Origin of the sequence: Mesorhizobium sp. M0626 (assembly GCF_040320665.1) — a bacterium.
Taxonomy (GTDB): domain Bacteria; phylum Pseudomonadota; class Alphaproteobacteria; order Rhizobiales; family Rhizobiaceae; genus Mesorhizobium.
Genome location: NZ_JAMYQD010000009.1, coordinates 140701 through 164976, shown reverse-complemented (window position 1 = coordinate 164976; position 24276 = coordinate 140701). Strand labels below are relative to the sequence as shown.

General features: G+C 63.8%; 29 protein-coding genes and 1 pseudogene. 23 read left to right on the top strand and 7 right to left on the bottom strand.

The features are described 5' to 3' along the window. Positions 1-198: 198 nt before the first annotated feature. The 4 genes from NKI37_RS13385 to NKI37_RS13370 all read left to right on the top strand — a co-directional run bounded on the left by NKI37_RS13385 (position 199) and on the right by NKI37_RS13370 (position 4684). Positions 199-2010 (top strand): methyl-accepting chemotaxis protein, encoded by a 1812-nt coding sequence (locus NKI37_RS13385; RefSeq protein WP_023714517.1) that lies wholly within the window; start codon positions 199-201, stop codon positions 2008-2010. Positions 2011-2245: 235 nt separating this feature from the next. Further along, the gene (locus NKI37_RS13380; protein WP_352789275.1) at positions 2246-3337 is read left to right on the top strand and encodes a hypothetical protein; all 1092 of its coding nucleotides are present in this window, start codon (positions 2246-2248) and stop codon (positions 3335-3337) included. A gap of 269 nt (positions 3338-3606) precedes the next feature. After that, positions 3607-4227 carry a nucleoside triphosphate hydrolase gene (locus NKI37_RS13375; protein ID WP_023671222.1) on the top strand — a complete coding sequence of 207 codons (621 nt, stop codon included), beginning with the start codon at positions 3607-3609 and terminating at the stop codon, positions 4225-4227. An 85-nt stretch (positions 4228-4312) separates the two neighbouring features. Continuing rightward, positions 4313-4684 carry a hypothetical protein gene (locus NKI37_RS13370; RefSeq protein WP_023683605.1) on the top strand — a complete coding sequence of 124 codons (372 nt, stop codon included), beginning with the start codon at positions 4313-4315 and terminating at the stop codon, positions 4682-4684. Between the two features lie 25 nt (positions 4685-4709). Here the strand turns inward: NKI37_RS13370 and NKI37_RS13365 are convergent, their stop codons facing one another. The 3 genes from NKI37_RS13365 to NKI37_RS13355 all read right to left on the bottom strand — a co-directional run bounded on the left by NKI37_RS13365 (position 4710) and on the right by NKI37_RS13355 (position 7035). Beyond that, the gene (locus NKI37_RS13365; protein WP_023671224.1) at positions 4710-5414 is read right to left on the bottom strand and encodes a glutathione S-transferase family protein; all 705 of its coding nucleotides are present in this window, start codon (positions 5412-5414) and stop codon (positions 4710-4712) included. Positions 5415-5566: 152 nt separating this feature from the next. Next, positions 5567-6775, bottom strand: a complete 1209-nt coding sequence (locus NKI37_RS13360; protein ID WP_023671225.1) for a beta-ketoacyl-[acyl-carrier-protein] synthase family protein — start codon at positions 6773-6775, stop codon at positions 5567-5569. A 5-nt stretch (positions 6776-6780) separates the two neighbouring features. Beyond that, positions 6781-7035, bottom strand: coding sequence for an acyl carrier protein (locus NKI37_RS13355; protein WP_023671226.1), 255 nt, complete (start codon positions 7033-7035; stop codon positions 6781-6783). Between the two features lie 235 nt (positions 7036-7270). Here NKI37_RS13355 and NKI37_RS13350 point away from each other — a divergent pair, with 235 nt between their 5' ends. The 5 genes and pseudogenes from NKI37_RS13350 to NKI37_RS13330 all read left to right on the top strand — a co-directional run bounded on the left by NKI37_RS13350 (position 7271) and on the right by NKI37_RS13330 (position 9626). Further along, on the top strand, positions 7271-8092 hold the full coding sequence (locus tag NKI37_RS13350; protein ID WP_081726189.1) for an urease accessory protein UreD: 822 nt from the start codon (positions 7271-7273) through the stop codon (positions 8090-8092). A gap of 30 nt (positions 8093-8122) precedes the next feature. Then, the gene (locus NKI37_RS13345; RefSeq protein ID WP_023689153.1) at positions 8123-8425 is read left to right on the top strand and encodes an urease subunit gamma; all 303 of its coding nucleotides are present in this window, start codon (positions 8123-8125) and stop codon (positions 8423-8425) included. Between the two features lie 10 nt (positions 8426-8435). After that, positions 8436-8690 carry a DUF1272 domain-containing protein gene (locus NKI37_RS13340; protein WP_023671229.1) on the top strand — a complete coding sequence of 85 codons (255 nt, stop codon included), beginning with the start codon at positions 8436-8438 and terminating at the stop codon, positions 8688-8690. A 29-nt stretch (positions 8691-8719) separates the two neighbouring features. Beyond that, positions 8720-9312 (top strand): annotated as a pseudogene (locus NKI37_RS13335) (HupE/UreJ family protein). A gap of 8 nt (positions 9313-9320) precedes the next feature. Continuing rightward, a complete protein-coding gene (locus tag NKI37_RS13330; RefSeq protein ID WP_023671231.1) occupies positions 9321-9626 on the top strand; it encodes an urease subunit beta in 306 nt (101 codons plus the stop codon). A gap of 26 nt (positions 9627-9652) precedes the next feature. On the opposite strand, the gene NKI37_RS13325 is transcribed toward NKI37_RS13330, so the two are convergent. Next, positions 9653-10150, bottom strand: a complete 498-nt coding sequence (locus tag NKI37_RS13325; RefSeq protein WP_023689155.1) for a hypothetical protein — start codon at positions 10148-10150, stop codon at positions 9653-9655. 123 nt (positions 10151-10273) lie between these two features. Beyond that, complete coding sequence (locus tag NKI37_RS13320; protein WP_023671233.1) at positions 10274-10636, bottom strand: hypothetical protein; 363 nt, start codon at positions 10634-10636, stop codon at positions 10274-10276. A 180-nt stretch (positions 10637-10816) separates the two neighbouring features. Between NKI37_RS13320 and ureC the strand changes: the two genes are divergently transcribed. The 8 genes from ureC (at position 10817) to NKI37_RS13280 (ending at position 17044) form a co-directional block, all read left to right on the top strand. After that, positions 10817-12529 carry an urease subunit alpha gene (ureC, locus tag NKI37_RS13315; RefSeq protein WP_031195771.1) on the top strand — a complete coding sequence of 571 codons (1713 nt, stop codon included), beginning with the start codon at positions 10817-10819 and terminating at the stop codon, positions 12527-12529. A gap of 92 nt (positions 12530-12621) precedes the next feature. Next, the gene (locus NKI37_RS13310) at positions 12622-13215 is read left to right on the top strand and encodes a hypothetical protein (RefSeq protein ID WP_023683601.1); all 594 of its coding nucleotides are present in this window, start codon (positions 12622-12624) and stop codon (positions 13213-13215) included. Positions 13216-13257: 42 nt separating this feature from the next. Further along, on the top strand, positions 13258-13863 hold the full coding sequence (locus NKI37_RS13305) for a glutathione S-transferase family protein (RefSeq protein ID WP_023683600.1): 606 nt from the start codon (positions 13258-13260) through the stop codon (positions 13861-13863). Beyond that, complete coding sequence (gene ureE / locus NKI37_RS13300; protein WP_023683599.1) at positions 13860-14462, top strand: urease accessory protein UreE; 603 nt, start codon at positions 13860-13862, stop codon at positions 14460-14462. Before NKI37_RS13305 ends, ureE begins: the two co-directional genes overlap by 4 nt. After that, entirely contained in the window at positions 14455-15126 is a 672-nt protein-coding gene (locus NKI37_RS13295; RefSeq protein WP_023683598.1) for an urease accessory protein UreF, read from the top strand. Before ureE ends, NKI37_RS13295 begins: the two co-directional genes overlap by 8 nt. After that, the gene (locus NKI37_RS13290; RefSeq protein ID WP_023732687.1) at positions 15123-15581 is read left to right on the top strand and encodes a DUF3995 domain-containing protein; all 459 of its coding nucleotides are present in this window, start codon (positions 15123-15125) and stop codon (positions 15579-15581) included. Before NKI37_RS13295 ends, NKI37_RS13290 begins: the two co-directional genes overlap by 4 nt. Beyond that, entirely contained in the window at positions 15578-16210 is a 633-nt protein-coding gene (gene ureG / locus NKI37_RS13285) for an urease accessory protein UreG (protein WP_023671240.1), read from the top strand. Before NKI37_RS13290 ends, ureG begins: the two co-directional genes overlap by 4 nt. 66 nt (positions 16211-16276) lie before the next feature. Next, on the top strand, positions 16277-17044 hold the full coding sequence (locus NKI37_RS13280; protein WP_352789269.1) for a class II aldolase and adducin N-terminal domain-containing protein: 768 nt from the start codon (positions 16277-16279) through the stop codon (positions 17042-17044). 360 nt (positions 17045-17404) lie between these two features. Here the strand turns inward: NKI37_RS13280 and NKI37_RS13275 are convergent, their stop codons facing one another. Next, a complete protein-coding gene (locus NKI37_RS13275; RefSeq protein WP_023671242.1) occupies positions 17405-18037 on the bottom strand; it encodes an HAD family hydrolase in 633 nt (210 codons plus the stop codon). A 220-nt stretch (positions 18038-18257) separates the two neighbouring features. Between NKI37_RS13275 and NKI37_RS13270 the strand changes: the two genes are divergently transcribed. Continuing rightward, positions 18258-19217, top strand: coding sequence for a sugar-binding transcriptional regulator (locus NKI37_RS13270; RefSeq protein ID WP_023671243.1), 960 nt, complete (start codon positions 18258-18260; stop codon positions 19215-19217). Between the two features lie 35 nt (positions 19218-19252). On the opposite strand, the gene NKI37_RS13265 is transcribed toward NKI37_RS13270, so the two are convergent. Next, entirely contained in the window at positions 19253-19438 is a 186-nt protein-coding gene (locus NKI37_RS13265) for a hypothetical protein (RefSeq protein WP_023671244.1), read from the bottom strand. A gap of 110 nt (positions 19439-19548) precedes the next feature. Between NKI37_RS13265 and NKI37_RS13260 the strand changes: the two genes are divergently transcribed. The 5 genes from NKI37_RS13260 to NKI37_RS13240 all read left to right on the top strand — a co-directional run bounded on the left by NKI37_RS13260 (position 19549) and on the right by NKI37_RS13240 (position 24275). Further along, entirely contained in the window at positions 19549-20457 is a 909-nt protein-coding gene (locus NKI37_RS13260; RefSeq protein WP_023739716.1) for a LysR substrate-binding domain-containing protein, read from the top strand. A 112-nt stretch (positions 20458-20569) separates the two neighbouring features. Next, the gene (locus tag NKI37_RS13255; RefSeq protein ID WP_155921639.1) at positions 20570-20911 is read left to right on the top strand and encodes a hypothetical protein; all 342 of its coding nucleotides are present in this window, start codon (positions 20570-20572) and stop codon (positions 20909-20911) included. Positions 20912-21136: 225 nt separating this feature from the next. Continuing rightward, positions 21137-22447, top strand: a complete 1311-nt coding sequence (locus NKI37_RS13250; RefSeq protein WP_023714527.1) for an ABC transporter substrate-binding protein — start codon at positions 21137-21139, stop codon at positions 22445-22447. 119 nt (positions 22448-22566) lie between these two features. Beyond that, positions 22567-23439 carry a carbohydrate ABC transporter permease gene (locus NKI37_RS13245; protein WP_023671249.1) on the top strand — a complete coding sequence of 291 codons (873 nt, stop codon included), beginning with the start codon at positions 22567-22569 and terminating at the stop codon, positions 23437-23439. A gap of 11 nt (positions 23440-23450) precedes the next feature. Continuing rightward, a complete protein-coding gene (locus tag NKI37_RS13240) occupies positions 23451-24275 on the top strand; it encodes a carbohydrate ABC transporter permease (RefSeq protein WP_023671250.1) in 825 nt (274 codons plus the stop codon). The last annotated feature ends 1 nt before the right edge of the window (position 24276 follow it).

Sequence of the window (24276 nt, the reverse complement as noted above, 5' to 3'; positions counted from 1 at the left end):
TCGTCCATTTGGTTAACGGCGGAGCTGCCGATGACGCTGCCAATCTCCCCCGCAAGGGGGGAGATCAGATGTCGCTTCGGCTTCGCCAACCATCGGCGCTGAAACGGCAACCTCCCGAAATCGCCTGCTTCCTGTCCTGTTTTGCCTGCGGGGTCGCGGTGCTGATATAGAGGCGGCAATTGCTTGGGGGATTTGACAATGACCGGTGACATCGGCGCGGCTGCGCCATCTCTTATCAGGGCTTCGCTCAGCCGCACCGGCAAATGGGCCGGCAGCGTCGCTTTCATCGGCGGCGCCGCATCCGACATCCTCAATCCGCTGGCGCCGTTCGCCGCCTATATCGCGCTGGTCGCTTCGGTTGCCGCCGCCGTCATCGCCATTGCCATCGTTCTGCGGCTGGTGCTGGCCGCCAAGGCGCTGCCGGCGCTGATCTTTGCCACCAGCGCTGCCGCCGTCGCCGGCGGCGTCTATGGCCTGCAGCAGCAGTCCAATTCGCAGAACGGTGTGATCGCCGGCCTGGTGCCGGCCATCGCCCAGTTGCAGCAGCAGATGGGCATCGTCTCGGCCAGGGTGGCCAGGATCGAGCAAACGGTAACCGAGACGAAGCTGGCGGTCGACCAGGTCAAGCAATCGACCGACGCGGTGGCGAAGAAGACCGAGGAAATTGCGTCGACCCAGCAGCAGCAGGCTGAGCAGGGCGCGCAGACGCAAAAGTCGGTAGAGGCGGTCAAGCAGACGACCGAAACGCTCGCTGCCGGCCAGCAGAAACAGGCCGAGCAGGCGGATAAGCTTCAGGCGACCACCGAGCAGATCGCCGCCTCGATCGACACCATCGCCAAGGGCTTTGCCGCATTGGCCGCGCAGGGCGGGACGATCGCCGAGCCGAAGCGGCCGGACGAATTCTATCACAATGCCCGCGTCTACGAGCTTTCCGGCGACATGCTGAATGCGCGGCGCTCCTATCTCGCTTTCGCCGGTTTCGACGTCGACGCCGTCGATCCCTACACACGCTTCGCCACCCTGCTGCGCGTGCAGGACGGCAAGGCCGGCGCCCGCGAAGTGTTCGGCGCCCTGGCCGACAAGGCCAAGGCGCTGTCGATCAAGCTGGTCCATATCCTGCAGTTCGACGATGCCCAGCGTCTCGACAAGCTCAACGCCTTCATCGCCGCCAATCCGGATTTCGCACCGGCCTATTACCTGCTCGCGCAGGAGTTTTCCGAGGATCGCCTCGGCGTCCAGTCGCTGTCCGACAAGCGCAGCGAGGCCGAGGCGCTGACCAGGTTCGTCTCCTATGAAAAGGAAGGCGGGCTGCTCAAATATTTCGTCGACCAGACGCAGCTCGCCGACTGGCTCGACCGCAGCCGTACCCGCCTGACGGCGCTTGGCGACGTGCTCGACCCAGCACGCTTTGCCCCGACGCTGACGCCGATGCGCTCCAATGCCGGCTGGACGATCTCCATCTCGCTGCCCGAGGCCGCGACCGGCATTTCCTGGCGCATGGGTGTGTCAGGTCCGTTCACCGACACCGGGCTGATGGCGATGAACGACCAGCGCACCGGCAAGCCGATGCCCAATCCGAGCTTCGAATTGCCCGACAGCACCACGGCCACCACCATCGGGGTCAAGTATCTCGATCTCAGGGGCCGCGAGACCGGGCCGTTCAACATAAGTTTCGATCCGGACGCAGCGCTGCAACAGGGCAACAAACAGATCCTCGACCAGTTCTGGACGTCGTGGATCGCCTTCGACGCCAGCGGCAATCATGGCCTGGTCTATTTCTCCCAGATGCTGTCGTTCCGCTGCGGCATCAAGGAGGTGCGCTACAGCCTGAACGGCACGGCGCTCGACAGGGAGATCAAGCTGCCGCCTTGCGACAAGAAGGACCCGTACGCCATTCCTTATGACTACCAGCCTTACTTCAAGGTCGCCGACAACGTGACGTCGATGGCGGTGCAGGTCACCTACACCGACGGCACCAAGTCGCCGGTGCGCGAGTATAAGCGGCAGTAGGCGCCCACCCTCCCCCATGTGGGGAGGGTCGATCCGCGTAGCGGATCGGGGTGGGGGTCCTCGTAGGGCGCTACCCCCACCCCGTCGATCGATCTCCGCTTCGCTCCGATCGCTCGCCGACCTCCCCACAAGGGGGAGGGTAAAAATCGCCCTGATGCAAAATGCCGGTCGCTGTGCTTGCGCATCCCTCGCGGAGCGGGTTTGTTCGCTGCCATCAGAATCAGCAGGTGCGCGGATGGATACGGTCACGATCAAGGCAAAGGGCATTTCGGTCACGCTCGATCTCATTGTCGGCCATATCGCCGACATAACGGTCGACAGCGATGGCCGCCAGCTGAAGCCGCTGCACCGCGCGCCCTGGATCGATGCCGGCGAGACGCTGCCGCCGGACCTGCCTGAAGGCACGGTGCGGCTGTCGGGCGATTTCCTATGCGCACCGTTTTCGGCCAGCGACATCGAGGCCGCACCGCTGCATGGCTGGCCGGCCAACAGCCCCTGGGATGTCACCGTCAGCGAAGCGACATCCGACGGCTGGCGGGCCGTCTTCCGGTTGCGCCGCACGGTGATGGGCGCGACGGTCGACAAGATCTTCACGCTCCGCAACAGTCATCCCTTTCTCTATCAGGAGCATGTCTTTTCCGGCGGTTCCGGAGCGGTCTCCGCCGCCCACCATCCGATGGCGGCGATGCGCGATGGCGGCCGGCTGGCCTTTTCGCCGAAGCGCTTTGCCGGGACACTGGACGCACCGCTGGAGCCCGATCCGGCCCGCGGCCGCTTCAAGCTTTCCTATCCCGCCCGCTCGACCGATCTGACGCGCTTTCCAGCCACTGGCGGCGGCACGCTCGATCTCACCGACTACCGCATGGAGGATGAGCGCGAGGATTTCATCACCCTGGTCGAAGCCGATCATGACGGTCCGGGCTGGACGGCGCTGGCGCGCCGGGCCGAACAGGATCTGGTGCTGGTGCTGAAGAACCCGGCGGAGCTTCCGGTCACCATGCTGTGGTTCAGCAATGGCGGCCGCGACTACGCGCCGTGGAGCAGCCGCCATCGCGGCGTGCTCGGCATCGAGGACGGCCGCGCCGCCATCGGCCATGCCGCATCGATCGACGACAATTGGCTGAAGCGCGAAGGGGTCGCGACCGCTTTTACCCTCGGCGGCGAAGTCTCCTTCCGCCATGTCATCGGCACGCTGCCGCTGGCGAGCGGCGAGCCGCCGCGCGCTATCGGGACAGCCTCAGGTCACATGCATCTCACCGGAGCCGATGGTTCGACCCGCGATGTCGCATTCGACAGCGATTTCCTGCGGATCGGCCAGCCCGGCTGATTTTCGAACGCTGGCCCTGCCCCTCACCTGCCTGCCGGCATCCTCGACACACGGCACATGGAGCTTGTCCGCCGCACCGCCGCGCCAACCAATCTGCTTGGCGCTGCGGCGGACGCATAGGGGGAGAAGTGTTACCCATCTATCGGCTGCACACCGGCAGGGCGACGAGGGGCAGCGCTGACGTGGCGGATGTCGTGAGATTGCCCAAATCGCGGTTTGAAATTTCCTCAAACTGCCGACAAGATGCAAAGCATAACTGGAAGCGCCCAATGTCCGAAATCGCCCATCTCGCCGCCACCATCTTCAAGCGCGCCGGCAAGGCGAAACGCTTCATCGTCGCCATTGCCGGCCCGCCCGGCGCCGGCAAGTCGACGCTCTCGGCCGGCCTGCATGATCTGTTGCCGGAGGGCGCGGCTGAAGTCGTGCCGATGGACGGCTTCCACTATGATGACATCGTGCTCGACCAGCGCGGCCTGCGGTCAAGAAAGGGCGCGCCGGAGACTTTCGACTTCGCCGGCTTCGAGACGCTGTTGAAGCGCATCCGTTCGGGCGAGCCAGACATCGCCATTCCGGTGTTCGACCGCAGCATGGAATTGTCGCGCGCCGCCGCCTCCATCGTTGCCGCCGAGACCAAGTTCATCCTGGTCGAAGGCAATTACCTCCTGCTGGACGAGGAGCCGTGGTCGCGGCTGGCGCCGCTGTTCGACTTCACCATCTTTGTCGATGTGCCGCGTGCCGAACTCGAGCGCCGCCTTCTGGTGCGCTGGCACGAGCATGGCCGCTCCGACGAAGACGCCCGCGCTTGGATCGCTTCCAACGACATGCCCAACATCGATCGCGTGCTCGGCCGTCGCAGGTCCGCCGACCTGGTTGTTGGCGATCCCGCATAGTTCGCTGGACTTCGGAACGGGAACCTTAAGACTTTCAGGTCGTTATCTCTCATCGGCAATCGTGCCGCCGTGAGGGAACCGTCAGATGGCAACCAAGGCAAAAACACCCGCCAAGAGCAAGACCGCTCAACCCAAAGCCAGGCAGGCAAAGGCCACGCAGGCGAAGGCAGGCGCCGGCCCGGCGATCGCCGAGCGGTCCAAGGACGCAAAGCCGGCTTTCGGCAAAGCGGCGCCAAAGAAGGTAGAACCGGTGGCGACGGCAAAGGTGACGGCGAAAACCGCCAAACCCAAGAAGCCGGCAAGCAGCGGCTCGGTGGCCGGCGGCGCGATGCGCACCGTCAAGGCGACCGCCAATGTCGCCGCTGGTGCGGTGGCGGCGACAGCCAGGGGCGCTGCGTCGCTCGCTGCGTCCGTCATCGGCAAGGGCGGCTCGAAAAGCAAGGCCAAGGCGAAATAGACCCGGCTGCTTCGGCTGGCCGAGGTCAATTCCTGGCGGGAATGGTCAGGCCGCGCTGCACCGCGGGCCGCGCCAGCCCGCGCTCCAGCCATGCCGCGACGGTGGGGAAGTCGTCGAAGCCGACGAGTTCGCGCGCCTCGTAGAAGCCGATCAGATTGCGCACCCAGCCCAGCATCGAAATGTCGGCGATGGTATAGTCGTCGTCCATGATCCAGGTTCGACCCTTCAGCCGCGTCTCCAGCACCCCGATCAGCCGCCGCGATTCATTGCGGTAGCGATCCAGCGGCCGCTTGTCGGCGATCTCGCGTCCGGCGAATTTGTTGAAAAACCCGACCTGTCCGAAAATCGGCCCGATCGCCGCCATCTGGAAGAACACCCATTGGATGGTCTCGTAGCGCCGCGCCGGATCGGCAGGGATCAGCTTGCCGGTCTTGTCGGTGAGGTAGAGCAGGATGGCGCCGGATTCGAACAGGCCGAATGGCCTGCCGCCCGGCCCGTCGGGGTCGATGATCGCAGGTATCTTGCCGTTCGGGTTCAGCGACAGGAATTCCGGCGTCCAGCTCTGGTCCTTGCCGATATCCACCAGATGCGCCTCGTAGGGGAGGCCGAGTTCTTCCAGCGCGATCGAGACTTTCACCCCATTCGGCGTCGTCGCGGAATAGAGCTGCAGGCGGTCGGGGTGGCTGGCCGGCCAGCGCTTGGTGATCGGAAAGGCGGACAGGTCGGTCATCGAAAGCTCCGGTCGGGAATTTGGCGCGGTATCGCGCCGTCTGGCGAGTTGCGAAGGATTATCCTCGGCTTCTTTGCCGATCAACCGGTCGAAGGTGCACACACCGTCTTCGCAGTCATTCAGGGCCAGTCGCTCAGGCCAGTCGCTTGCCGTCAGACCGCCTTGAACGCCACCACGGCATTGGTGCCGCCGAAGGCAAAACCGTTGCTGATCGCCGCGCGCACCTTGCGCTCGCGCGCCACATTCGGCGTGATGTCGAGATCGCAGTCGGGGTCGGCCTGCCGGAAATTGGCCGTCGGCGGCACGATGCCTTCGCGGATCGCCATCACGCAGGCGATCATTTCCAGGCCGCCCGAGGCGCCGAGGCAATGGGCATGCATCGACTTGGTCGACGACACCGACAGCTTATAGGCATGGTCGCCGAAGACGCGCTTGATTGCCGCCGTCTCGATCTGGTCGTTGGCCTTGGTGCCGGTGCCGTGGGCGTTGAGATAGTCGACGTCCTCGGGATTGAGCCCGGCGTCCGCCAGGCAGGCGCGCATCGCCGCCGTCGGTCCCTCGACAGTCGGCGCGACGATATCGGAAGCGTCGGCGGAAAGGCCGGCTCCAGCAAATTCGGCCAGAATGGTCGCGCCGCGCGCCATGGCGTGTTCATACGTTTCCAGCACCGCCATTCCAGCACCTTCGCCGAGCGACAGGCCTTGGCGATCGGCCGAGAACGGCCGGCAGGTATCGGGCGCCAGCACCCGCAGGGCCTCCCAGCCCTTCAGGATGCCCCAAAGCAGCGGCGCGTCGGTGCCGCCGGCGACCATGACATCGGCGCGGCCGAGCCGGATCTGGTCGACCGCCGAGGCAAAGGCGTGATTGGACGAGGAGCAGGCCGAAGTGACGCCGAACACCGGCCCGCGCAGGCCGAGATTCATGCTGACATGGCCGGATGCCGCACTCGGCATCACTTTCGGCACGGTGAAGATGCCGGCCCGGTTCTTGCCGTCGACCAGGATGGCGCGATAGTTCTCCTCGATCGCCTCCCAGCCGCAGACGCCGACGCCGACAACCGCGCCCATCCGGTAGGTGGTTGCTTCAGTCGATGTCAGGCCGGCATGCTGCATGGCTTCGCGCGCGGCAATCGTCGCCAAAAGGCTGAAGCGGTCCATCGACACGGTCTGCTTGTGGCTGATGCCATGGTCGGGCAGCGTCTTGATTTCGCAGCCGACCTTGACCTTCAAATCATGCAAACCGGGATTGCTGATTTGACCGATGGCCGATCGGCCGGCCCGCATTTCGTTCCAGATTGCAGGCGCATTGGCGCCGAGCCCGCATATGCCGCCGATGCCGGTAATGACGACGCGCTTTTGCATTCAGCTCAGGCTTTTTTCGCAATCAGCGCGCGAACAGCCTCAACCATATCGCCGACATTCTTGAGATTGCTCCAGGCATCGACCGTGTTCATCTCGATCTCGATGCCGTACTGCTCCTCGAGATCGAAGATGATCTCGGTCAGTTCCAGGGAATGGATGCCAAGCGCGGTCAATTCCGTATTGGTGGTGATCTCTTCGCCACCGGGCTCCGCATGTGCCCTGATCTTGGCGATGATTTCCGTTGCCAGCTCGTCAGCCATTCGATTCCTTCCCCAATTTTATAACGTCGCGGTGCCGATTGGTTGGCGCCCCTGTTGCCTGGACTGAAATCGCCGTCGCCTTCAAAAACCCGCCAGGCGCAGCATGACCGTTCCAAAGAGGCTCCCTCTATAGAAACGGAAACGCTGTCAAGCAACAAGCTATATCAACAAGCACCATATCGACAAAGCGCCGGGAGTGCTTAACGTTAGCGCCGTGGATACGTTGCAGCATGTCTTGATCCCAGCTCTTCCGGCCCAGCGCGCGGCCGGGGCGGCCCGGCTTGCGTGCGGCGTCAGGGATGGACGCACCCGGCTTTTGCGCCTCTATCAGGACGGCTCGGCCAAAATCCGCATGCCGGCCGTTGCGGCCGATCCGCTCGAAGCCGTGCTCATCAACACCGCCGGCGGTCTGACCGGCGGCGATCGGCTCGGCTGGGAAATCGATGTCGGGCCAGGTGCCTCCGCCTCGATAACCACCCAGGCCTGCGAAAAGATCTATCGTGCCGCTAGCGACCGCGCCGAAGTTCGGGTGAAGCTCAGCGTCGGCGCGGGCGGGCGTATCGCCTGGCTGCCCCAGGAAACCATCGTCTTCGACCGCTCGGCCTTTGCCCGCACGCTCGAGGTCGAGCTTGCCGCAGGCGCCGAGGCATTGCTGCTTGAAGCCACCATATTCGGCCGCCTCGCCATGGGCGAAGAGGCCGCGCACGGCCATTTCCACGACCGTTGGCGTGTCCGCCAGGATGGTGCGCTCGTTCATGCCGAGGATTTCCGCATCGGGCCGGCTATCGCGGCGGCACTTGGCCGCCCGGCGGTCGCCGGCGGCGCCATTGCCGCTGCGACGCTGCTGATGGTCTCGCCGCAGGCCGAAGCCTTGCTCGATCCGGCCCGCGACATCGTCGGCGCCGACGGCGATGCCAGCGCCTGGAGCGTCAAAAAATCTGGCAAGCTTCTTGCGAGGCTGTTTGCCGAGGACGGCTATCAGCTGCGCAAGCGGCTGGTTCCGCTAGTCGAACTGCTCAACGGGCGGGCGGGTCTGCCCAAATTATGGTCACTCTGAGCCAAATACAGGCCAAATCCAGGAAAGCGCATGAACCTGACGCCGCGTGAAAAGGACAAGCTGCTCATCGCCATGGCGGCGATCGTGGCGCGCAAGCGGCTGGAACGCGGCGTCAAGCTCAATCACCCCGAAGCGATCGCGCTGATCACCGATTTCGTCGTCGAGGGCGCCCGCGACGGCCGCCCGGTCGCCGAACTGATGGAGGCCGGCGCCCATGTCATCACCCGCGGGCAGGTGATGGAAGGCATCGCCGAGATGATCCACGACGTGCAGGTCGAGGCGACCTTTCCCGACGGCACCAAGCTGGTGACCGTTCACGAACCGATCAGGTGAGGAGAAAACGATGCTGGAGCTGCGACCGAATTGCGAATGCTGCGACAAGGACCTGCCGCCGGAAGCGGCGGACGCGCTGATCTGCACCTTTGAATGCACCTTCTGCGCTGACTGCGCTGAACATGTGCTGGGCGGCGTCTGCCCGAACTGCGGCGGCAATTTTTCCGCACGCCCGATCCGCCCAGTGGAGAAACTGGTGAAATATCCGGCCTCGACCCAACGCGTGCTCAAGGCCGAGGGCTGCGGCCCGCGCAAGGCTGCGTGATTGTTTTCGTGACTTCGAAGGGAAGACCGATGATCTCTGCTTCAACCAAACGCACCACGCTTGCAGCGATCCTGCTGCTGGCGGCGGCGATGCCCGCCTATGCCCATGTCGGATCGGCACGACCTCGTCCTTCGCGGCGGGCTTCGCGCATCCGCTGTCCGGCCTCGACCATATGACCGTCATGGTAGCCGTCGGCCTGTGGGCGGCGCTCAAGGGCGGCAAGGCAATCTGGGCCTGGCCGCTGGCCTTTGTCGGCGTCATGCTGGTCGGCGGCGCGCTCGGCATGCTCCACGTGCCGGTGCCTTTCGTCGAACCGGGCATCCTTGCCTCCGTCGTCGCGCTTGGCTTGCTGGTGGCGTTGGCGGTCGATCTGCCGGTCTCGGCCGGAGTCGCCATCATCGGCCTGTTCGCGCTGTTCCATGGCCATGCCCACGGCACCGAAGTGCCGGAAAATGCCGGTGGACTTGACTATATGGCCGGCTTTGCCGTTGCCACCGCACTTCTCCATGCCATGGGCATCGCTGCCGGCCTTGGCCTCGGCATGCGCTTTCGCGGGCTTGCCCGCGCCGCTGGCGCCGCTTGTGCTGCAGTCGCCGTCGGCCTGGTCTTCGGCGTTTTGTGAGGCTAACGATGATTCCCGGCGAAATCATCACGGCAAGCGGCGACATCGAGCTCAACAAGGGGCTGCCGACGGTGACGCTGAAGGTGGCCAACAGCGGCGACCGGCCGATCCAGGTCGGCAGCCACTACCATTTCTTCGAGACCAATGAGGGGTTGAAATTCGATCGCGACAAAGCGCGCGGCATGCGTCTGGACATTGCCGCCGGCACCGCGATGCGCTTCGAACCGGGACAAGAGCGGGACGTCACGCTGGTGCCGTTCGGAGGAAAACGCGAGGTCTACGGTTTTCAGCAGAAGATCATGGGCAGGCTGTGAGATCGACGGGGTCGGGCGCCCTGAGGTCAGTTCGACGGCCTGGCCGCCGCGTAGATGACGATTCTTGCCGAGCCGTCGAATTCCACCGCAAGGACGTCTTCCGTAAGCACGCGCCGCGAATCGATGGCGTTGAACAGCAAGGCGTTGGCGTCGATCTCCTTGCGCAGTTCCGCAATGTCATCCTGATGCTGTTCGACCTTGCTCTCGACCGCCGGCGGCGGGCCGCCTTCGCTGCGCGCCGCGTCGGTGAGGAAGACGATATCCACAGTATCGAGCTTGGACGTCTTGCGCACGGCGCCGATGTTCTCACGCGTCCGCTCGATCGCGGTGATGATCTTGTTGGTCTGTGGTTCCGTCCGCGCCTCCTCCTGCCGGACATCGGAGCCGACGATCCTGTTGACGGTGTCGGCCCGGTTGACGGCGTCAGCGCTTTCAAGACCTTGCGCGGCTTGCGGGCCGAAAGCTGCGAGAAATGTGCAGGCAGCAAGGCTCTGGAGCCATCTGGTGTCGGCAAAGACAGGCATTGCTCGCTCCTGGTGGACTTTTCTGTGCAACGCCGTTCGGCGCCAAAGGAACGAAACGCCTCCTGTCGGGCGAAGGTTCCCTGTGGGCTGGCGGGCCGGGGGCCGGCCCGCCAAGCGCTTCTTTCAGCTTGCCTTCTTGGTGACAAGGGTCAGCGCGCCATCGGTGGTCATGCTGGCGGCGACCACCTGTGCCGAGGTGAGCCCCTTGGCTTCGAGCGCCGACTTGATCTGCGGCGTCGCGTCGATCGAAGAGCGCAGTTTCTGCAGCCCGGCATCGCCACGCTGGGCGATCACCTGATTGACCTGCGTCTGGGTGGCCTTGGGCAATTCGCTGATATCGACGATGTTGACCTTCTGGATCGCCGGCGCCGCCGGCTGAGCGCTGGGCGCCGCCGGCTTCGGTTGCGGCGTGGGCTGCTGCTGGGCGCCGGCTACGGTTGCGGAGGCCAGCGTGGCGGCGGCTGCAAGAACGATGATTTTGCGCATGTATTTTCCTTTCATCGATTTGGCCAAGGGTTTGGCAAACGGGCGGTTTGGGGTGGCACGGCCACCTCAACGGCCAAATGGGATCAGAAGGTGTCGCCGAGCGGGTCATTGCATGACCATTGGATGGCGACGATGTGGAGTTCGGCTGCGGCCGGACTCTCGTTTGGGGAGCATTGACTGATGGCTAGAATTACCCGCGCCGCCTACGCGCAGATGTATGGCCCGACGGTCGGCGACAGAGTGCGCCTGGCCGATACCGAGCTGTTTATCGAGGTCGAAAAGGACCTCACCGTCCATGGCGAGGAGGTGAAATTCGGCGGCGGCAAGGTCATCCGCGACGGCATGGGCCAGAGCCAGGTGTCGCGCGCCGGCGGCGCGGTCGACACGGTCATCACCAACGCGCTGGTGGTCGATGCCACTGCCGGCATCTTCAAGGCCGATATAGGTCTCAGGGACGGCCGCATCGCGGCGATCGGCAAGGCCGGCAATCCCGACACGCAGGACGGTGTCACCATCATCATCGGCCCCGGTACCGAGATCATCGCCGGCGAGGGCAAGATCCTGACCGCCGGCGGCTTCGACGCGCACATCCACTTCATCTGCCCGCAGCAGATCGACGAAGCGCTGATGTCGGGCATCACCACCATGCTCGGCGGCGGCACCGGCCCGGCGCATGGCACGCTGGCCACCACCTGCACGCCGGGACCCTGGCACATGGCGCGCATGATCCAGTCCTTCGACGCTTTCCCGATGAACATCGGCCTGTCCGGCAAGGGCAATGCCTCGCTGCCGGCGGCGCTCGAGGAAATGGTGCTGGGCGGCGCCTGCTCGCTGAAGCTGCACGAGGACTGGGGCACGACGCCGGCGGCCATCGACTGCTGCCTGTCGGTTGCCGACGATTACGACGTGCAGGTGATGATCCACACCGACACGCTGAACGAATCCGGCTTCGTCGAGAACACCGTCGCCGCCATCAAGGGCCGCACCATCCACGCCTTCCACACCGAGGGTGCCGGCGGCGGCCATGCGCCTGACATCATCAAGGTTTGCGGCCTGCCCAACGTCATCCCGTCCTCGACCAACCCGACCCGGCCCTACACCGTCAACACGCTGGCCGAGCATCTCGACATGCTGATGGTCTGCCATCATCTGTCGCCGTCGATCCCCGAAGACATCGCCTTTGCCGAAAGCCGCATCCGCAAGGAGACCATCGCGGCGGAAGACATTCTGCATGACATCGGCGCCTTCTCGATCATCTCGTCGGACTCGCAGGCAATGGGCCGCGTCGGCGAGGTGGCGATCCGCACCTGGCAGACCGCCGACAAGATGAAGCGCCAGCGCGGGTCATTGCCGCAGGAGACCGGCAACAACGACAATTTCCGCGTCCGCCGCTACATCGCCAAATACACCATCAACCCGGCAATCGCGCATGGCCTGTCCAGGGACATCGGTTCGATCGCGGTCGGCAAGCGCGCCGATCTGGTGCTGTGGAACCCAGCCTTCTTCGGCGTCAAACCGGACATGGTGCTGATCGGCGGCATGATAGCCGCAGCCCCGATGGGCGACCCAAACGCCTCTATCCCGACACCGCAGCCGATGCACTACCGCCCGATGTTCGGCGCCTATGGCAAGGCCAGGACCAACTCGTCGGTGACCTTCGTTTCGAAGGCGGCGCTGGAGTCCGGCCTGCATGGCAGGCTCGGCGTCGACAAGCAGTTCGTGGCGGTGGAAAATACCCGCGGCGGCATCGGCAAGCACTCGATGATCCTCAACGACGCCACGCCGCATATCGAGGTCGATCCCGAAACCTATGAGGTTCGCGCCGATGGCGAACTCTTGACTTGCGAGCCGGCAACCGTGCTGCCGATGGCGCAGCGGTATTTCCTGTTTTGAGGCGAGGGGCGATTTGATCGACCCGGCAAATTCCATTGCGAGCCGGTCGGTCCCACCGCAATATGCGGCTCAAAGAAACCGCGTAGCAGGTCATGGTCACCGAAATAGCCTCCGCCCACGACATCTTCCCGCATATCCGCATCGTCATGGGCATGGTGATCGGACTTGGCGTCGCTCGCCTGCTGTCGGGGGTGGCGCGAATCGTCCAGCATCCCGGCCAGTACAGGCTCTATCCCGTGCACCTCGGCTGGGTCGCCTCCATGCTGTTGCTGCTGGTGCATTTCTGGTGGTGGGAGTTCGGCCTCTACACCATAGAGGTCTGGACTTTCGGCAAGTACCTGTTCCTGATCTTCTACGCCATCACGCTGTTCCTGCTGTGCGCGCTGCTGTTTCCGGATTCGATGCTCGACTACACCAGCTACGAGGATTTCTTCTATTCACGCCGTGGCTGGTTCTTCGGCCTGCTGGCGACGACCTATCTGCTCGACGTCGTCGACACGCTGCTGAAGGGTCCCGAGCATTTCGCCCGCTACGGCAATGAATATCTGTTCCGAACGCCGGTTTTCGTGGTGTTGTGCATCGCCGCCATACTGGTGCGTGACCGCCGCTTCCACATCGCCTTCGTCGCCGGCACGCTGATCTATCAGATATCGTTCATCCTGCGGCTCTTCGACACCATCGTCTGAACAGTGGCTATGGTTTAGGGTCGCAGGAAAGAGGGTTCAACCATGTACAAGGCCATCGGATCGCGTGGATCCCGCGTCAGCCGCGTTCTGTGGATGCTCGAGGAACTCGGGCAGCCCTATGAATTCGTCGAGGTCAAATTGCGTTCGCCCGAAGCCTATGCGCTCAACCCGTCGGGCAAGGTGCCGATCCTGATCGATGGCGAACTGACGGTGACTGATTCGGCGGCAATCTGCGTCTATCTCGCCGACAAGCACGCCGACAAAGGCATGGGCGCCAATCCAGGTGTGGCCGGACGCGCCGAAATGGATTCCTGGATGCATTTTGCCCAGTCCGAGTTCGAAGCGCCGCTGTGGAACAAGCTGCGCCACCGCTTCCTGTTGCCGAAGGACGTGCGGGTCGATGTCGGCCCCGCCGCCGCCTACGATTTCGCCTCGGAGGCCAAGGCGCTCGACGGCCGGCTGGGGGATCGGGAGTTTGCGCTGGGCGACCGGTTTTCCGCCGTCGACGTGCTGTTGGGCGACATGGGCGGCTGGGCCCGCGCCGGAAAATTTCCGATCGAATCCGAGCGCGTCAACGCGTATTTCGACCGCGTCCTGGCGCGGCCTGCCCGTGCGAGAGCCCAGGCTAACGGTGGAGCCATGCGATGAAACTCAACCTGAACACCGACTTCACCAAGTTCCCCCGGGCCGTCTCGGTGGTGCCTGCCGGCACTGCCGGAACTACGCCGCCATCCGGCCGTGCCGTCCTGCCCCATGACGAGCGTCATTTGCGCCGCCGCGCCATTGAGCTTGCCGACGGCAGCAAGGTGCTGGTCGATCTGCCCGAGCCCGTGACCTTGAACGATGGCGACCGGCTGGTGCTGGAGGATGGCGGCCAGGTCGAGATCACCGCGGCACCCGAAGAGGTCTATGATATCCGCGCCCGCGATGCGGTGCATCTGACGGAGCTTGCCTGGCATATCGGCAACCGCCATCTGGCGGCAGCGATCGAGCCCGGCCGCATCCTGATCCTGCGCGACCATGTCATCAAGGCTATGCTGGAAGGGCTGGGCGCCACGGTGCGCGAAGTCTCCGAACCGTTCAAGCCGGTGCGCGGCGCCTATTCCGCCCAAGGTGCGCATGGTCACGATCATGGCCATGCGCATGCGCACGCCGAAGCGCATTCCCATGATGGACGTTCCCACGCACACAGCGAGTCGCATTCGCACAGCCATTCCCATGACGGGCACCATCACGATCATGACTGACCAGCCATCCGGCATCGCTTTGCTGCGGCTCATGGCGTGGCTGTCGCCGGCCTTTCCGGTCGGCGGCTTTGCCTACAGCCATGGCCTCGAACGCGCCGGGCAAGACGGGCTGGTTGCCGATACCGCCAGCCTCGCCTTCTGGCTGGAGACGCTGGTCGAGATGGGCTCGGGCTGGAACGACGCCGTGCTCTTCACGGAAGCCTGGCGCCGCGCCCGCGACGGCGGCGATCTCCATGAAATTGCCGATCTCGCCGAAGCGCTGGCCGGCTCGCGTGAGCGTCACACCGAAACCATGCTGCAAGGCGCCGCCTTCCTGAAAGCGGCAGCGGCTTGGGCGAATCCGGTGTTGGGCCGCCTGCCGGCCGAATGCGCCTACTGTGTCGCCGTCGGCGCCGTTGCCGGCGGCAACGGCATCGCGCTTCAGGACGCGATGTCGGCCTTCCTGCAGGCCTTCTTCTCCAACCTCGTCCAGGCGGCGATCCGACTCGGAATCGTCGGCCAGACGGACGCTATGGCCTTGCTCGCCGGCTTCGAGCCGTTGGCGCTGTCGACGGCCGCGCGCGCCGCCGGCTCGACATTGGACGATCTCGGCGGCTGCGCCTTCATCTCCGACATCATGGCGATGAAGCACGAGACGCAGTATTCCAGGCTGTTCCGCTCATGATCGTCCTCGCCTTCGCCCTCTCGGCCGTCCTGCTGCTGATCACCGCGCTGCATGTCTATTGGGGCCTTGGCGGCATCTGGCCGGGCAGGGACGGCGTCTCCTGCGCCCACGCCGTCGTCGGCTTTCGCGGCGTCGACGAGATGCCGACGCCGTTTGCCTGTCTCGCCGTTGCCGCGTGCCTGTGCCTCGCAACCCTGTGGCCGCTGGCGCTGACCGGGGTCTTCGCCACCCCCTTTCCAAGGGAAGGCCTTGCCGCCACAGCGCTGCTCATAGGGCTGGTCTTCCTCGGCCGCGGCATTGCCGGCTTCACGCCGTGGTGGCGCCGTCTGGCGCCGGAACAGCCTTTTGCGCGGCTCGATGTCAGCTTCTATTCGCCGCTCTGCCTGTTGATCGGGCTCAGCTTCGCCATCCTCGCCATCACGGAGTTTTTCGGCATGACGGATTTTTCGCTATGACTCAGGCCAACGGTCCCCTGCGCATCGGCATCGGCGGTCCCGTCGGCTCCGGCAAGACGACGCTAACCGAAAAGCTCTGCAAGGCGCTGCGCGACGATTTCTCCATCGCCGTCGTCACCAACGACATCTACACCAAGGAAGACGCCATGATGCTGGCTCGCCTGCAGGCGCTGCCTGAGGACCGCATCGTCGGCGTGGAGACCGGCGGCTGCCCGCACACCGCCATCCGTGAGGACGCCTCGATCAATTTGCAGGCGATCGCCGGGCTGAACAGGAAATTCCCCGATCTCGACATCGTCTTCATCGAATCCGGCGGCGACAATCTTGCCGCCACCTTCTCGCCGGACCTTGCCGACCTGACCCTCTATGTCATCTCGGTTTGCCAGGGCGAGGAAATCCCCAGGAAGGGCGGGCCGGCGATCACCCGTTCCGATTTCCTGGTCATCAACAAGAGCGATCTGGCGCCCTATGTAAACGTCAACCTCGATGTCATGGAGAGCGACGCCGCCCGAATGCGGGGCAAGCGCCCGTTCGGCTTCACCGATCTATCGCGCGGCAAGGGACTGCAGGAAGTCATCGACTTCATCGTCGAACATGGCGGGCTGCAGTCGGCCCGCTCGGCGGCCTGACCCAGTACTTACCGGTTGCTGGTCGGCATTGGGCGCGGCATTCTCGGGGAAATGGAGGATTTTTTGATGAGCATCGCCCGTTTGCAGAAAGAGCCGCTGACCAACCTGCCCTATTATGAGGAGCGCGTCGACCTTGCCGCCGCCTTCCGCTGGACGGCGCGGCTCAACATGCATGAAGCCGTGGCCAACCACTTCTCGCTGTCGGTCAACGAGGCCGGCAGCAAATTCCTGACGAACCCCAACCAGGTGCATTTCTCGCGCATCAAGGCGAGCGACCTTGTGCTGATCGACGCCAACGATCCCGAGACATTGTCCGGCCCGAATGCGCCCGACCCGACCGCCTGGGGTCTGCACGGCGCCATTCACCGCAACGTGCCGCATGCGCGCTGCGCCATGCATGTGCATTCCATTCATGCCACTGTGCTTGCATCGCTGGCCGACTCGACTCTGCCGCCGATCGACCAGAACTCGGCCATGTTCTTCAACCGCCACGTCGTCGATGCCCACTATGGCGGGCTGGCCTTCGAGGAGGAAGGCGAGCGCTGCTCGCAACTGCTCACCGACCCTAAGGTCAAGGTGATGGTGATGGGCAATCACGGCGTCATGGTCATCGGCGACACCGTTGCCGACGCCTTCAACCGCATGTTCTATTTCGAGCGTGCCGCCGAGACCTACATCAAGGCGCTGTGGACCGGCCGTCCGCTGCGCACGCTCTCCGACGCCATTGCCGAAAAGACCGCCAGCGAAATGGACGACTATCCCGGCCAGGCGGAGCGTCACCTTGCCGAGCTGAAGGCGATCCTCGACGAGGAGGAGCCGGTGTACCGCAGCTAAGCGACCATCCGTGCTTCTCCCGTTTACGCTACGCACTCACCTTCTGTGATTTGTTATGACTGATCGGCGTAAGGTTGATTGCCAGGTGGTTCCCCCAATCCGTCGCTGCTTCGCAGCGCCACCTTTCCCCCTCCGGAGGGAAGGAAGGGAGCCTTTCTGGACGAGCGTTTGACGGCAAAAAGCTTGGCGCCTTTCCTCTACCCCGTCGATCGGGGGGTCCGAAGGACGGGCGAGACCCGTGGCTCGCCCCGGCAGGGTGGCTCGGCGAAGCCGAGACGGGGGTCGACCAGCGCAACATTAGACAATGCATGGCCAAGCTGAAGGGAGGATGAGGGGCAGCGCCGACGTTCATAGGCTCACTCAGAGTCCCAACTGAGCCCGCAACTCTTCCGCACTGTTGATCACGACAGCGCCCTTCGGTCCTGCCATCGGCGCTTCCGGCCAGAAGATCGTCCGCATCCCCGCGGCCAGGCCTGATGTGGCGCCGGTAACGCTGTCGTCGACGGCCACCGCGTCTGAAGGATCGACGCCGGCCAGCCACGCGGCGCGCAGGAACGGTTCGGGATGCGGCTTGCCTTCGCGCACGTCGTTTCGGCTGATCGTGCGCATGCCGGGATAGATCAGGCCGACGGCGCTCAGATTTGCATCGACGATCACCCGGTCGGAATTGGACACCACCGCCTGCTGCACGCCGAGCGCGCGCAACTCGTTGAACACTTCGATCGCGCCGGGGCGCGGCTTCAGCGTCTCGGCCATCGGCATGTAGTGATCGTATTTGCGCACGATCCAGTCGTCGAAGGGCAGGTCGAGGCCGAACTCGCTGCGCAGCATCTCGTAGACCGGTGCGGCGGCGACGCCCAGCACCCGCTCATGCAGGTCGGCCGGCGGCGTGATACCGACGCTGCGCAGCGCCGCCACCAAGGCCGCCTCGTGCAGCGGCTCGCTGTCGACCAGCGTGCCGTCCATATCCCAGAAAACCGCTTTCGGCGTCATGCGAGGCTCCTTTGCCGATCCCCTTAAAGCGTTTGTATCAGGAGATAAACCGCCGAGCCCGTCCGCTGGCGATTTTCGCTGGGTTGGTTGCCGCGCGGCGGCCGGATCGAAGCAGCAAGCAATTGTCTTCCCGATTGAACAATTGCGCGCCGACACATTCCCTGCAAGACTACGGCGCTTCGCCCAAGGGCGCGCAAAGGGGCAGGGCTGGAGGCACATTTTGAATTCGCGGCAAGATGGCGGCAGCAGCAGGCTGGACGAGGCAGCGCGCGCCGGCTGGCTTTATTATGTTGCCGGCAACACCCAGGACCAGATCGCCGCCACGCTCGGCATTTCCCGGCAGACGGCGCAGCGGCTGGTGTCGCTGGCGGTGTCGGAGGGGCTGATCAAGGTTCGCGTCGATCACCCGATCGCCAATTGCCTTGATCTCGCAGCTAGACTGAAGTCACGCTTCGCGCTCGACCTCGTCGAAGTGGTGCCGAGCGATCCAACCTCATCCTCGACCACGATCGGCATTGCCGAGGCGGCCGCGGCCGAGATCGAGCGGCGGCTGCGGTCACCGACGCCCATCGTCTTGGCCATCGGCACCGGCCGCACGCTGAAGGCGGCGATCGAGCAATTGCCGCCGATGGAATGCTCGCAGCACAAGGTTGTGTCCTTGACCGGCAACATCTCGCCCGACGGTTCGGCCGCCTTCTACAACGTCATCTTCACCATGGCCGACCGGGTCAAGGCGCGCTCGTTCCCGATGCCGCTGCCGGTCATCGCCTCGTCGCCGGAAGAGCGCGAGATGCTGCTTGCCCAGCCGATGATCCAACCGACGCTGGCGCTGGCCGCGGAAGCCGACGTGACCTTTGTCGGCATCGGCGATCTCGGCCCGAAGGCGCCGCTCTACGAGGACGGTTTTATCTCGGAAAGCGAGCTGAAGGCGTTGCAAAAGGCTGGCGGCGTCGCCGAGATCGTCGGCTGGGTGTTCGATCGGGAAGGCCGCATGATCGAGGGCATCACCAACGACCGGGTATCGTCGGCAGCCTTGCCGTCACGCGAAAAGTCGCTGGTCATTGCGCTCGCCATGGGCGAGCGCAAATTGCCGGGCATCCTGGCCGCTGTGAACCGCCGGCTGGTCAATGGCCTCATCACCGACGAGCGGACCGCCACGGCCTTGCTCGACGGTTCCTGATAGATTAAGCGGCCCATCGATAAAATCCAACACGTTTATTTGCAGCGCCCGGACGGGTCGTTGCCGTCGAGAAAACCCATGTCGCGCTGCAGATGCGGCGACAACTCCCGGACGTCGACGTAGCCGCGCCGGCGGTGCACAAGCAGGGAAAATTCATGCACCAGCAGGGAAAACCAGCTCTGCGCCGGGGTCGAATGGAGCTTTTGCTGTACCGTGGTCATGATCTTCAGCCTCCGCTATGCTTGAACTTGATTGATCGTCGACACCAGATATCGGCCTGATTGCCTCTTGCCGCCAATCAAACGTCGATCACGACCCATAAGGAGGGCTTATGCCCGATCTCAAGGCACCACAGCTCGCCCAGTTGCCGCCGCTGCAGGCAATCAGGGTGTTCGAAGCCGTCGCGCGGCATCTCTCCTTCACCAAGGCCGCGCAGGAACTCGGCATGACGCAGGCCGCCGCCAGCTACCAGATCAAGCTTCTGGAAGAGCGCATCGGTTCGCCGCTGTTCCTGCGCCAGCCGCGCCAGATTGTGCTGACGGAACCCGGCCAGCGCCTGGCGCCCGCCGTCAGCGAGGCGTTCAGCCTGCTCTCAAGCGCCTATTCCGCCGCGCGTGGGGGCGCCGATGGTGTGCTGTGCGTCTCGACGCTGCTGACCTTTGCCTCGAACTGGCTGGCGCAGCACCTCGGCTCCTTCCAGGTCGCGCATCCGTCGCTGGCGGTGCGCGTCGATACCTCGAACAGGGTGATCGATTTTGCCCGCGAGGACATGGACATCGCTATCCGCTCCGGCAGCGGCAAGTGGCATGGAGTGGAGACCCATCTTTTGTTCAAGGCCGATTTCACCCCGGTGCTGAGCCCGGCACTCGCTGCCACCATAGGTGGCGTCCACGAACCCGCCGACCTGTTCAAGCTGCCCATTCTCGATCCCGGCGACATCTGGTGGCGGGAATGGTTCGCCCTTGCCGGCGTCCCGGCGGACGAACTTGCCAGGCGCACCGGCACCAGCATGGGCGCGCAGGCCTATGAGGCGAACGCGGCCATCGCCGGCCATGGTGTTGCGATCCTGACCACCGCATTGTTCAAGACCGAGCTCGCCGCCGGCCGCCTGATCCAGCCCTTCGACCTGGTCGGCGACGACGGCCACGCCTATTGGCTGGTCTACCCGACGGCGCGTCGCAACGTGCCGAAGATAAAAGCCTTCCGGGACTGGATCCTGGCCGAGATCGCCTGCGCCTGAGGGCGAGCGATTCGCGGATTGATTTCCGAGATGCAAAGCGAGCCATGGATCCGCGACGAATGCTCGCTTTCGCGGACAAACAGCTGCGATCGGGCCACTCGGTTAACCAAGCTTGACAAAAACGCTGTCGATATCACTCGCCCGGCATAGGCTTGTGCTTGTGACGACCCAATTGAGCAGGATCAATCGTCTGCAGATTGAAACAGGGTCGATCAGCCGGCTGATGAAAGTCTATCGCGTCGAAGAAATCGAAAACAACACCGTGCGCACGACGCACGTGATCGAAGCATTTACGCCGTTTCAAGCTGCCGTGAAGGTAATCGGCCGGGAAGTTAGGCTGCGCAAGGACGAGCCCAGCTGGATCCAGGTGACGGAAGTGCTGACCAGAGCCAAGCAAACACGCGACGGCAGGGTTTTCGAATATTCCGTGGGAAGCTACCCGTCCCACGGCTGACGGGCTGGGCCCATGATTGGGTTGCGATGGGTCGGCATCAACCCGCTCTCACATCCCGTGCAAACAGCTTCCCAAATCCATTCAATATCCTCTACGCGCGCAATGTCGCGCACCTGCCCCGTGTGCTGCGCTGCAGCATCGAATCCGGCTTGACATAATTAACACCAAGTGAGTAATTGCCCATTACCAAGGCAAATGCTCATCTTGGTTCATGGGAGGAATTTGATGAAACTGCGCACGCTCACTTTGGGCTTGTTGTCGGCCAGCGCTTTCGCTTTTGCCGCACACGCCGAATCCATCACCATCGCCACGGTCAACAATGGCGACATGGTCCGCATGCAAAAGCTGACGGACGACTTCACCAAGGCGAACCCCGACATCCAGCTGAACTGGGTCACGCTCGAAGAGAACGTGCTGCGCGAGCGCGTCACCACCGACATCGCAACCAAGGGCGGCCAGTATGACGTGATGACGATCGGCACCTACGAGGTTCCGATCTGGGCCAAGCAGAGCTGGCTGTTGCCGCTCGACAAGCTCGGCGACGACTATGACGCCAAGGACATCATCCCGGCCATCGCCGGCGGCCTGTCGGTCGACGGCAAGCTCTATGCCGCGCCCTTCTACGGCGAAAGCTCCTTCGTCATGTACCGCAAGGACTTGATCGAGAAGGCCGGGCTGAAGATGCCCGACGCCCCGACCTGGGACTTCATCAAGCAGGCCGCCGACAAGATGACCGACCGCGCCAATGGCGTGAACGGCGTTTGCCTGCGCGGCAAGGCCGGCTGGGGCGAGAACATGGCCTTCCTCACCGCCATGTCGAACTCCTTCGGCGCCCGCTGGTTCGACGAGAACTGGAAGCCGCAATTCGACCAGCCGGAATGGAAGAACACGCTGCAGTTCTATGTCGACCTGATGAAGGCCGACGGTCCCGAGGGCGCCTCGTCCAACGGCTTCAACGAAAACCTGGCGCTGTTCCAGCAGGGCAAGTGCGGCATGTGGATCGACGCCACCGTCGCCGCCTCCTTCGTCTCCGACCCGAAGAACTCGACCGTCGCGGACAAGGTCGGCTACGCACTGGCCCCCGACAATGGTCTGGGCAAGCGCGGCAACTGGCTGTGGGCCTGGTCGCTGGCCATCCCGGCCGGCACGCAGAAGGGAGACGCCGCACAGAAGTTCGTCTCCTGGGCGACCAGCAAGCACTACGCAGAACTGGTTGCTTCGAAGGAAGGCTGGGCCAACGTTCCTCCAGGCACGCGCTCCTCGCTCTACGCCAATGCCGAGTATCAGAAGGCGGCTCCGTTCGCCAAGATGACGCTGGACTCGATCAATGCCGCCGACCCGACGCATCCGACCGTCAAGCCGGTGCCCTATGTCGGTGTGCAGTTCGTCGCCATTCCTGAGTTCCAGGGCCTCGGCACAACCGTTGGCCAGCTGTTCTCGGCGGCGCTCGCCGGCCAGACCAGCGTAGACGACGCGCTCAAGCAGGCGCAGGACGCCGCCACCGCGACCATGACCGAAGGCGGTTATATCAAGTAAGGCTCCTCCCGGTGCCGAATGCCGGCCGCCTCCTTGGCCGGCAACGGCCGCCCGAATCCCAGTTCGGGCGGCCCCTTTCACACACCTGAAAATTTGGCTGACCTTGAAGGGTGACCGTCATGGCTACTCAGCAGACCCGTTCGCTTGCCCGCTTTATGTTGGCGCCATCCGTGGTGCTGCTGTTCGTCTGGATGATCGTGCCGCTGGCACTCACGATCTGGTTCTCCTTCCAGCAGTACAATCCGCTCAATCCGATCCGCGACGGGTTTGTCTGGTTCTCGAATTACTCGCTGTTCTATTCCAACCCGGCATTCCTGCAGTCGATCCTCAACACGCTGGTCCTGGTGGGCAGCGTGCTGCTGATCACCGTCATCGGAGGCATCATGCTGGCGCTGTTGATCGATCAGCCGATGTGGGGACAGGGGATCGTCCGCATCCTCGTCATCTCTCCGTTCTTCGTCATGCCGCCGGTGGCTGCACTTGTCTGGAAGAACATGATCATGCACCCGCAATACGGCGTCTTTGCCGACATTGCGCGCTTCTTCGGGGCTCAACCGATCGACTGGTTCGGGCAGCATCCGATGCTGGCCATCATCATCATCGTCGCCTGGCAATGGCTTCCCTTCGCCACGCTGATCCTGCTGACCGCATTGCAGTCGCTCGACGGCGAGCAGAAGGAAGCCGCCGAGATGGACGGCGCCGGCTTCGTCAGCCGCTTCATCTATCTGACGCTGCCGCACATGTCGCGCGCCATCACCGTCGTCATCCTGATCCAGACCATCTTCCTGCTGTCGGTCTATGCCGAGATCCTGGTCACCACCAATGGCGGACCCGGCTATGCCTCCACCAACCTGCCCTTCCTCGTCTACCAGAAGGCATTGCTGGAGTTCAAAATCGGCCAGGCATCGGCCGGCGGTGTCATCGCCGTCATTCTCGCCAACATCGTCGCCTTCTTCGCCATGCGCGCGGTGGGCAAGAACCTGGACAAGTAAGGGAGGATACGATGGCACGTGCAGTCACCACCCAACACAAGGTCATTGCGACAGGCGCCGCCTGGATCGTCGCGCTGCTGATCTTCTTCCCGATCCTCTACACGATCATCACCTCGTTCAAGTCGGAGCAGGAGGCCATCCAGGGCTTCGCGCTGATCCCGTCGGGGACGTTCGAGAGCTATACCGAGGTCCAGGCGCAGAGCGGCTACTTCAAGTTCTTCTTCAACTCGGTGCTGCTCTCGGTCGGCTCGACCATCCTGGCCCTGATAGTCGCGGTTCCGGCCGCCTGGTCGATGGCCTTCTCGCCGGGCAAGTGGACCAAGGACATCCTGATGTGGATGCTCTCGACCAAGATGATGCCGGCGGTTGCCGTGCTGTTCCCGATCTACCTCATCTTCCGCGATGCCGGACTGCTCGACAGCCGCATCGGCCTGATGATCATGCTGATGCTGATCAACCTGCCCATCGTGATCTGGATGCTCTACACCTACTTCCGCGAAATCCCCGGCGAGATCCTGGAAGCGGCACGCATGGACGGCGCCACCTTGTGGGGCGAGATCGTCTATGTGCTGACCCCCATGGCCGTGCCGGGCATCGCATCGACCATGCTGCTCAACATCATCCTGGCGTGGAACGAAGCGTTCTGGACCATCCGCCTGACCACCACCGAGGCAGCGCCGCTGACGGCCTTCATCAGTTCGTTCTCGAGCCCGCAAGGCCTGTTCTGGGCCAAGCTTTCGGCGGCCTCGACGCTGGCCATCGCCCCCATCCTGATCATGGGCTGGTTCAGCCAGAAGCAGCTGGTGCGCGGCCTGACATTCGGCGCGGTAAAATAAC

Excerpts from the sequence above, each read along its gene's own strand:
- NKI37_RS13305 (WP_023683600.1), top strand. The coding sequence starts at position 13,258 with ATGTACAAGGCCATCGGATCGCGTGGATCCCGCGTCAGCCGCGTTCTG.
- NKI37_RS13355 (WP_023671226.1), bottom strand. The coding sequence starts at position 7,035 with ATGGCTGACGAGCTGGCAACGGAAATCATCGCCAAGATCAGGGCACAT.
- NKI37_RS13280 (WP_352789269.1), top strand. The coding sequence starts at position 16,277 with ATGAGCATCGCCCGTTTGCAGAAAGAGCCGCTGACCAACCTGCCCTAT.
- NKI37_RS13370 (WP_023683605.1), top strand. The coding sequence starts at position 4,313 with ATGGCAACCAAGGCAAAAACACCCGCCAAGAGCAAGACCGCTCAACCC.
- NKI37_RS13385 (WP_023714517.1), top strand. The coding sequence starts at position 199 with ATGACCGGTGACATCGGCGCGGCTGCGCCATCTCTTATCAGGGCTTCG.
- NKI37_RS13310 (WP_023683601.1), top strand. The coding sequence starts at position 12,622 with ATGGTCACCGAAATAGCCTCCGCCCACGACATCTTCCCGCATATCCGC.
- NKI37_RS13330 (WP_023671231.1), top strand. The coding sequence starts at position 9,321 with ATGATTCCCGGCGAAATCATCACGGCAAGCGGCGACATCGAGCTCAAC.
- NKI37_RS13340 (WP_023671229.1), top strand. The coding sequence starts at position 8,436 with ATGCTGGAGCTGCGACCGAATTGCGAATGCTGCGACAAGGACCTGCCG.
- NKI37_RS13265 (WP_023671244.1), bottom strand. The coding sequence starts at position 19,438 with ATGACCACGGTACAGCAAAAGCTCCATTCGACCCCGGCGCAGAGCTGG.
- NKI37_RS13245 (WP_023671249.1), top strand. The coding sequence starts at position 22,567 with ATGGCTACTCAGCAGACCCGTTCGCTTGCCCGCTTTATGTTGGCGCCA.
- NKI37_RS13365 (WP_023671224.1), bottom strand. The coding sequence starts at position 5,414 with ATGACCGACCTGTCCGCCTTTCCGATCACCAAGCGCTGGCCGGCCAGC.
- NKI37_RS13375 (WP_023671222.1), top strand. The coding sequence starts at position 3,607 with ATGTCCGAAATCGCCCATCTCGCCGCCACCATCTTCAAGCGCGCCGGC.
- NKI37_RS13290 (WP_023732687.1), top strand. The coding sequence starts at position 15,123 with ATGATCGTCCTCGCCTTCGCCCTCTCGGCCGTCCTGCTGCTGATCACC.
- NKI37_RS13320 (WP_023671233.1), bottom strand. The coding sequence starts at position 10,636 with ATGCGCAAAATCATCGTTCTTGCAGCCGCCGCCACGCTGGCCTCCGCA.
- ureG (WP_023671240.1), top strand. The coding sequence starts at position 15,578 with ATGACTCAGGCCAACGGTCCCCTGCGCATCGGCATCGGCGGTCCCGTC.
- NKI37_RS13260 (WP_023739716.1), top strand. The coding sequence starts at position 19,549 with ATGCCCGATCTCAAGGCACCACAGCTCGCCCAGTTGCCGCCGCTGCAG.
- NKI37_RS13345 (WP_023689153.1), top strand. The coding sequence starts at position 8,123 with ATGAACCTGACGCCGCGTGAAAAGGACAAGCTGCTCATCGCCATGGCG.
- ureC (WP_031195771.1), top strand. The coding sequence starts at position 10,817 with ATGGCTAGAATTACCCGCGCCGCCTACGCGCAGATGTATGGCCCGACG.
- NKI37_RS13295 (WP_023683598.1), top strand. The coding sequence starts at position 14,455 with ATGACTGACCAGCCATCCGGCATCGCTTTGCTGCGGCTCATGGCGTGG.
- ureE (WP_023683599.1), top strand. The coding sequence starts at position 13,860 with ATGAAACTCAACCTGAACACCGACTTCACCAAGTTCCCCCGGGCCGTC.
- NKI37_RS13325 (WP_023689155.1), bottom strand. The coding sequence starts at position 10,150 with ATGCCTGTCTTTGCCGACACCAGATGGCTCCAGAGCCTTGCTGCCTGC.
- NKI37_RS13380 (WP_352789275.1), top strand. The coding sequence starts at position 2,246 with ATGGATACGGTCACGATCAAGGCAAAGGGCATTTCGGTCACGCTCGAT.
- NKI37_RS13240 (WP_023671250.1), top strand. The coding sequence starts at position 23,451 with ATGGCACGTGCAGTCACCACCCAACACAAGGTCATTGCGACAGGCGCC.
- NKI37_RS13360 (WP_023671225.1), bottom strand. The coding sequence starts at position 6,775 with ATGCAAAAGCGCGTCGTCATTACCGGCATCGGCGGCATATGCGGGCTC.
- NKI37_RS13275 (WP_023671242.1), bottom strand. The coding sequence starts at position 18,037 with ATGACGCCGAAAGCGGTTTTCTGGGATATGGACGGCACGCTGGTCGAC.
- NKI37_RS13250 (WP_023714527.1), top strand. The coding sequence starts at position 21,137 with ATGAAACTGCGCACGCTCACTTTGGGCTTGTTGTCGGCCAGCGCTTTC.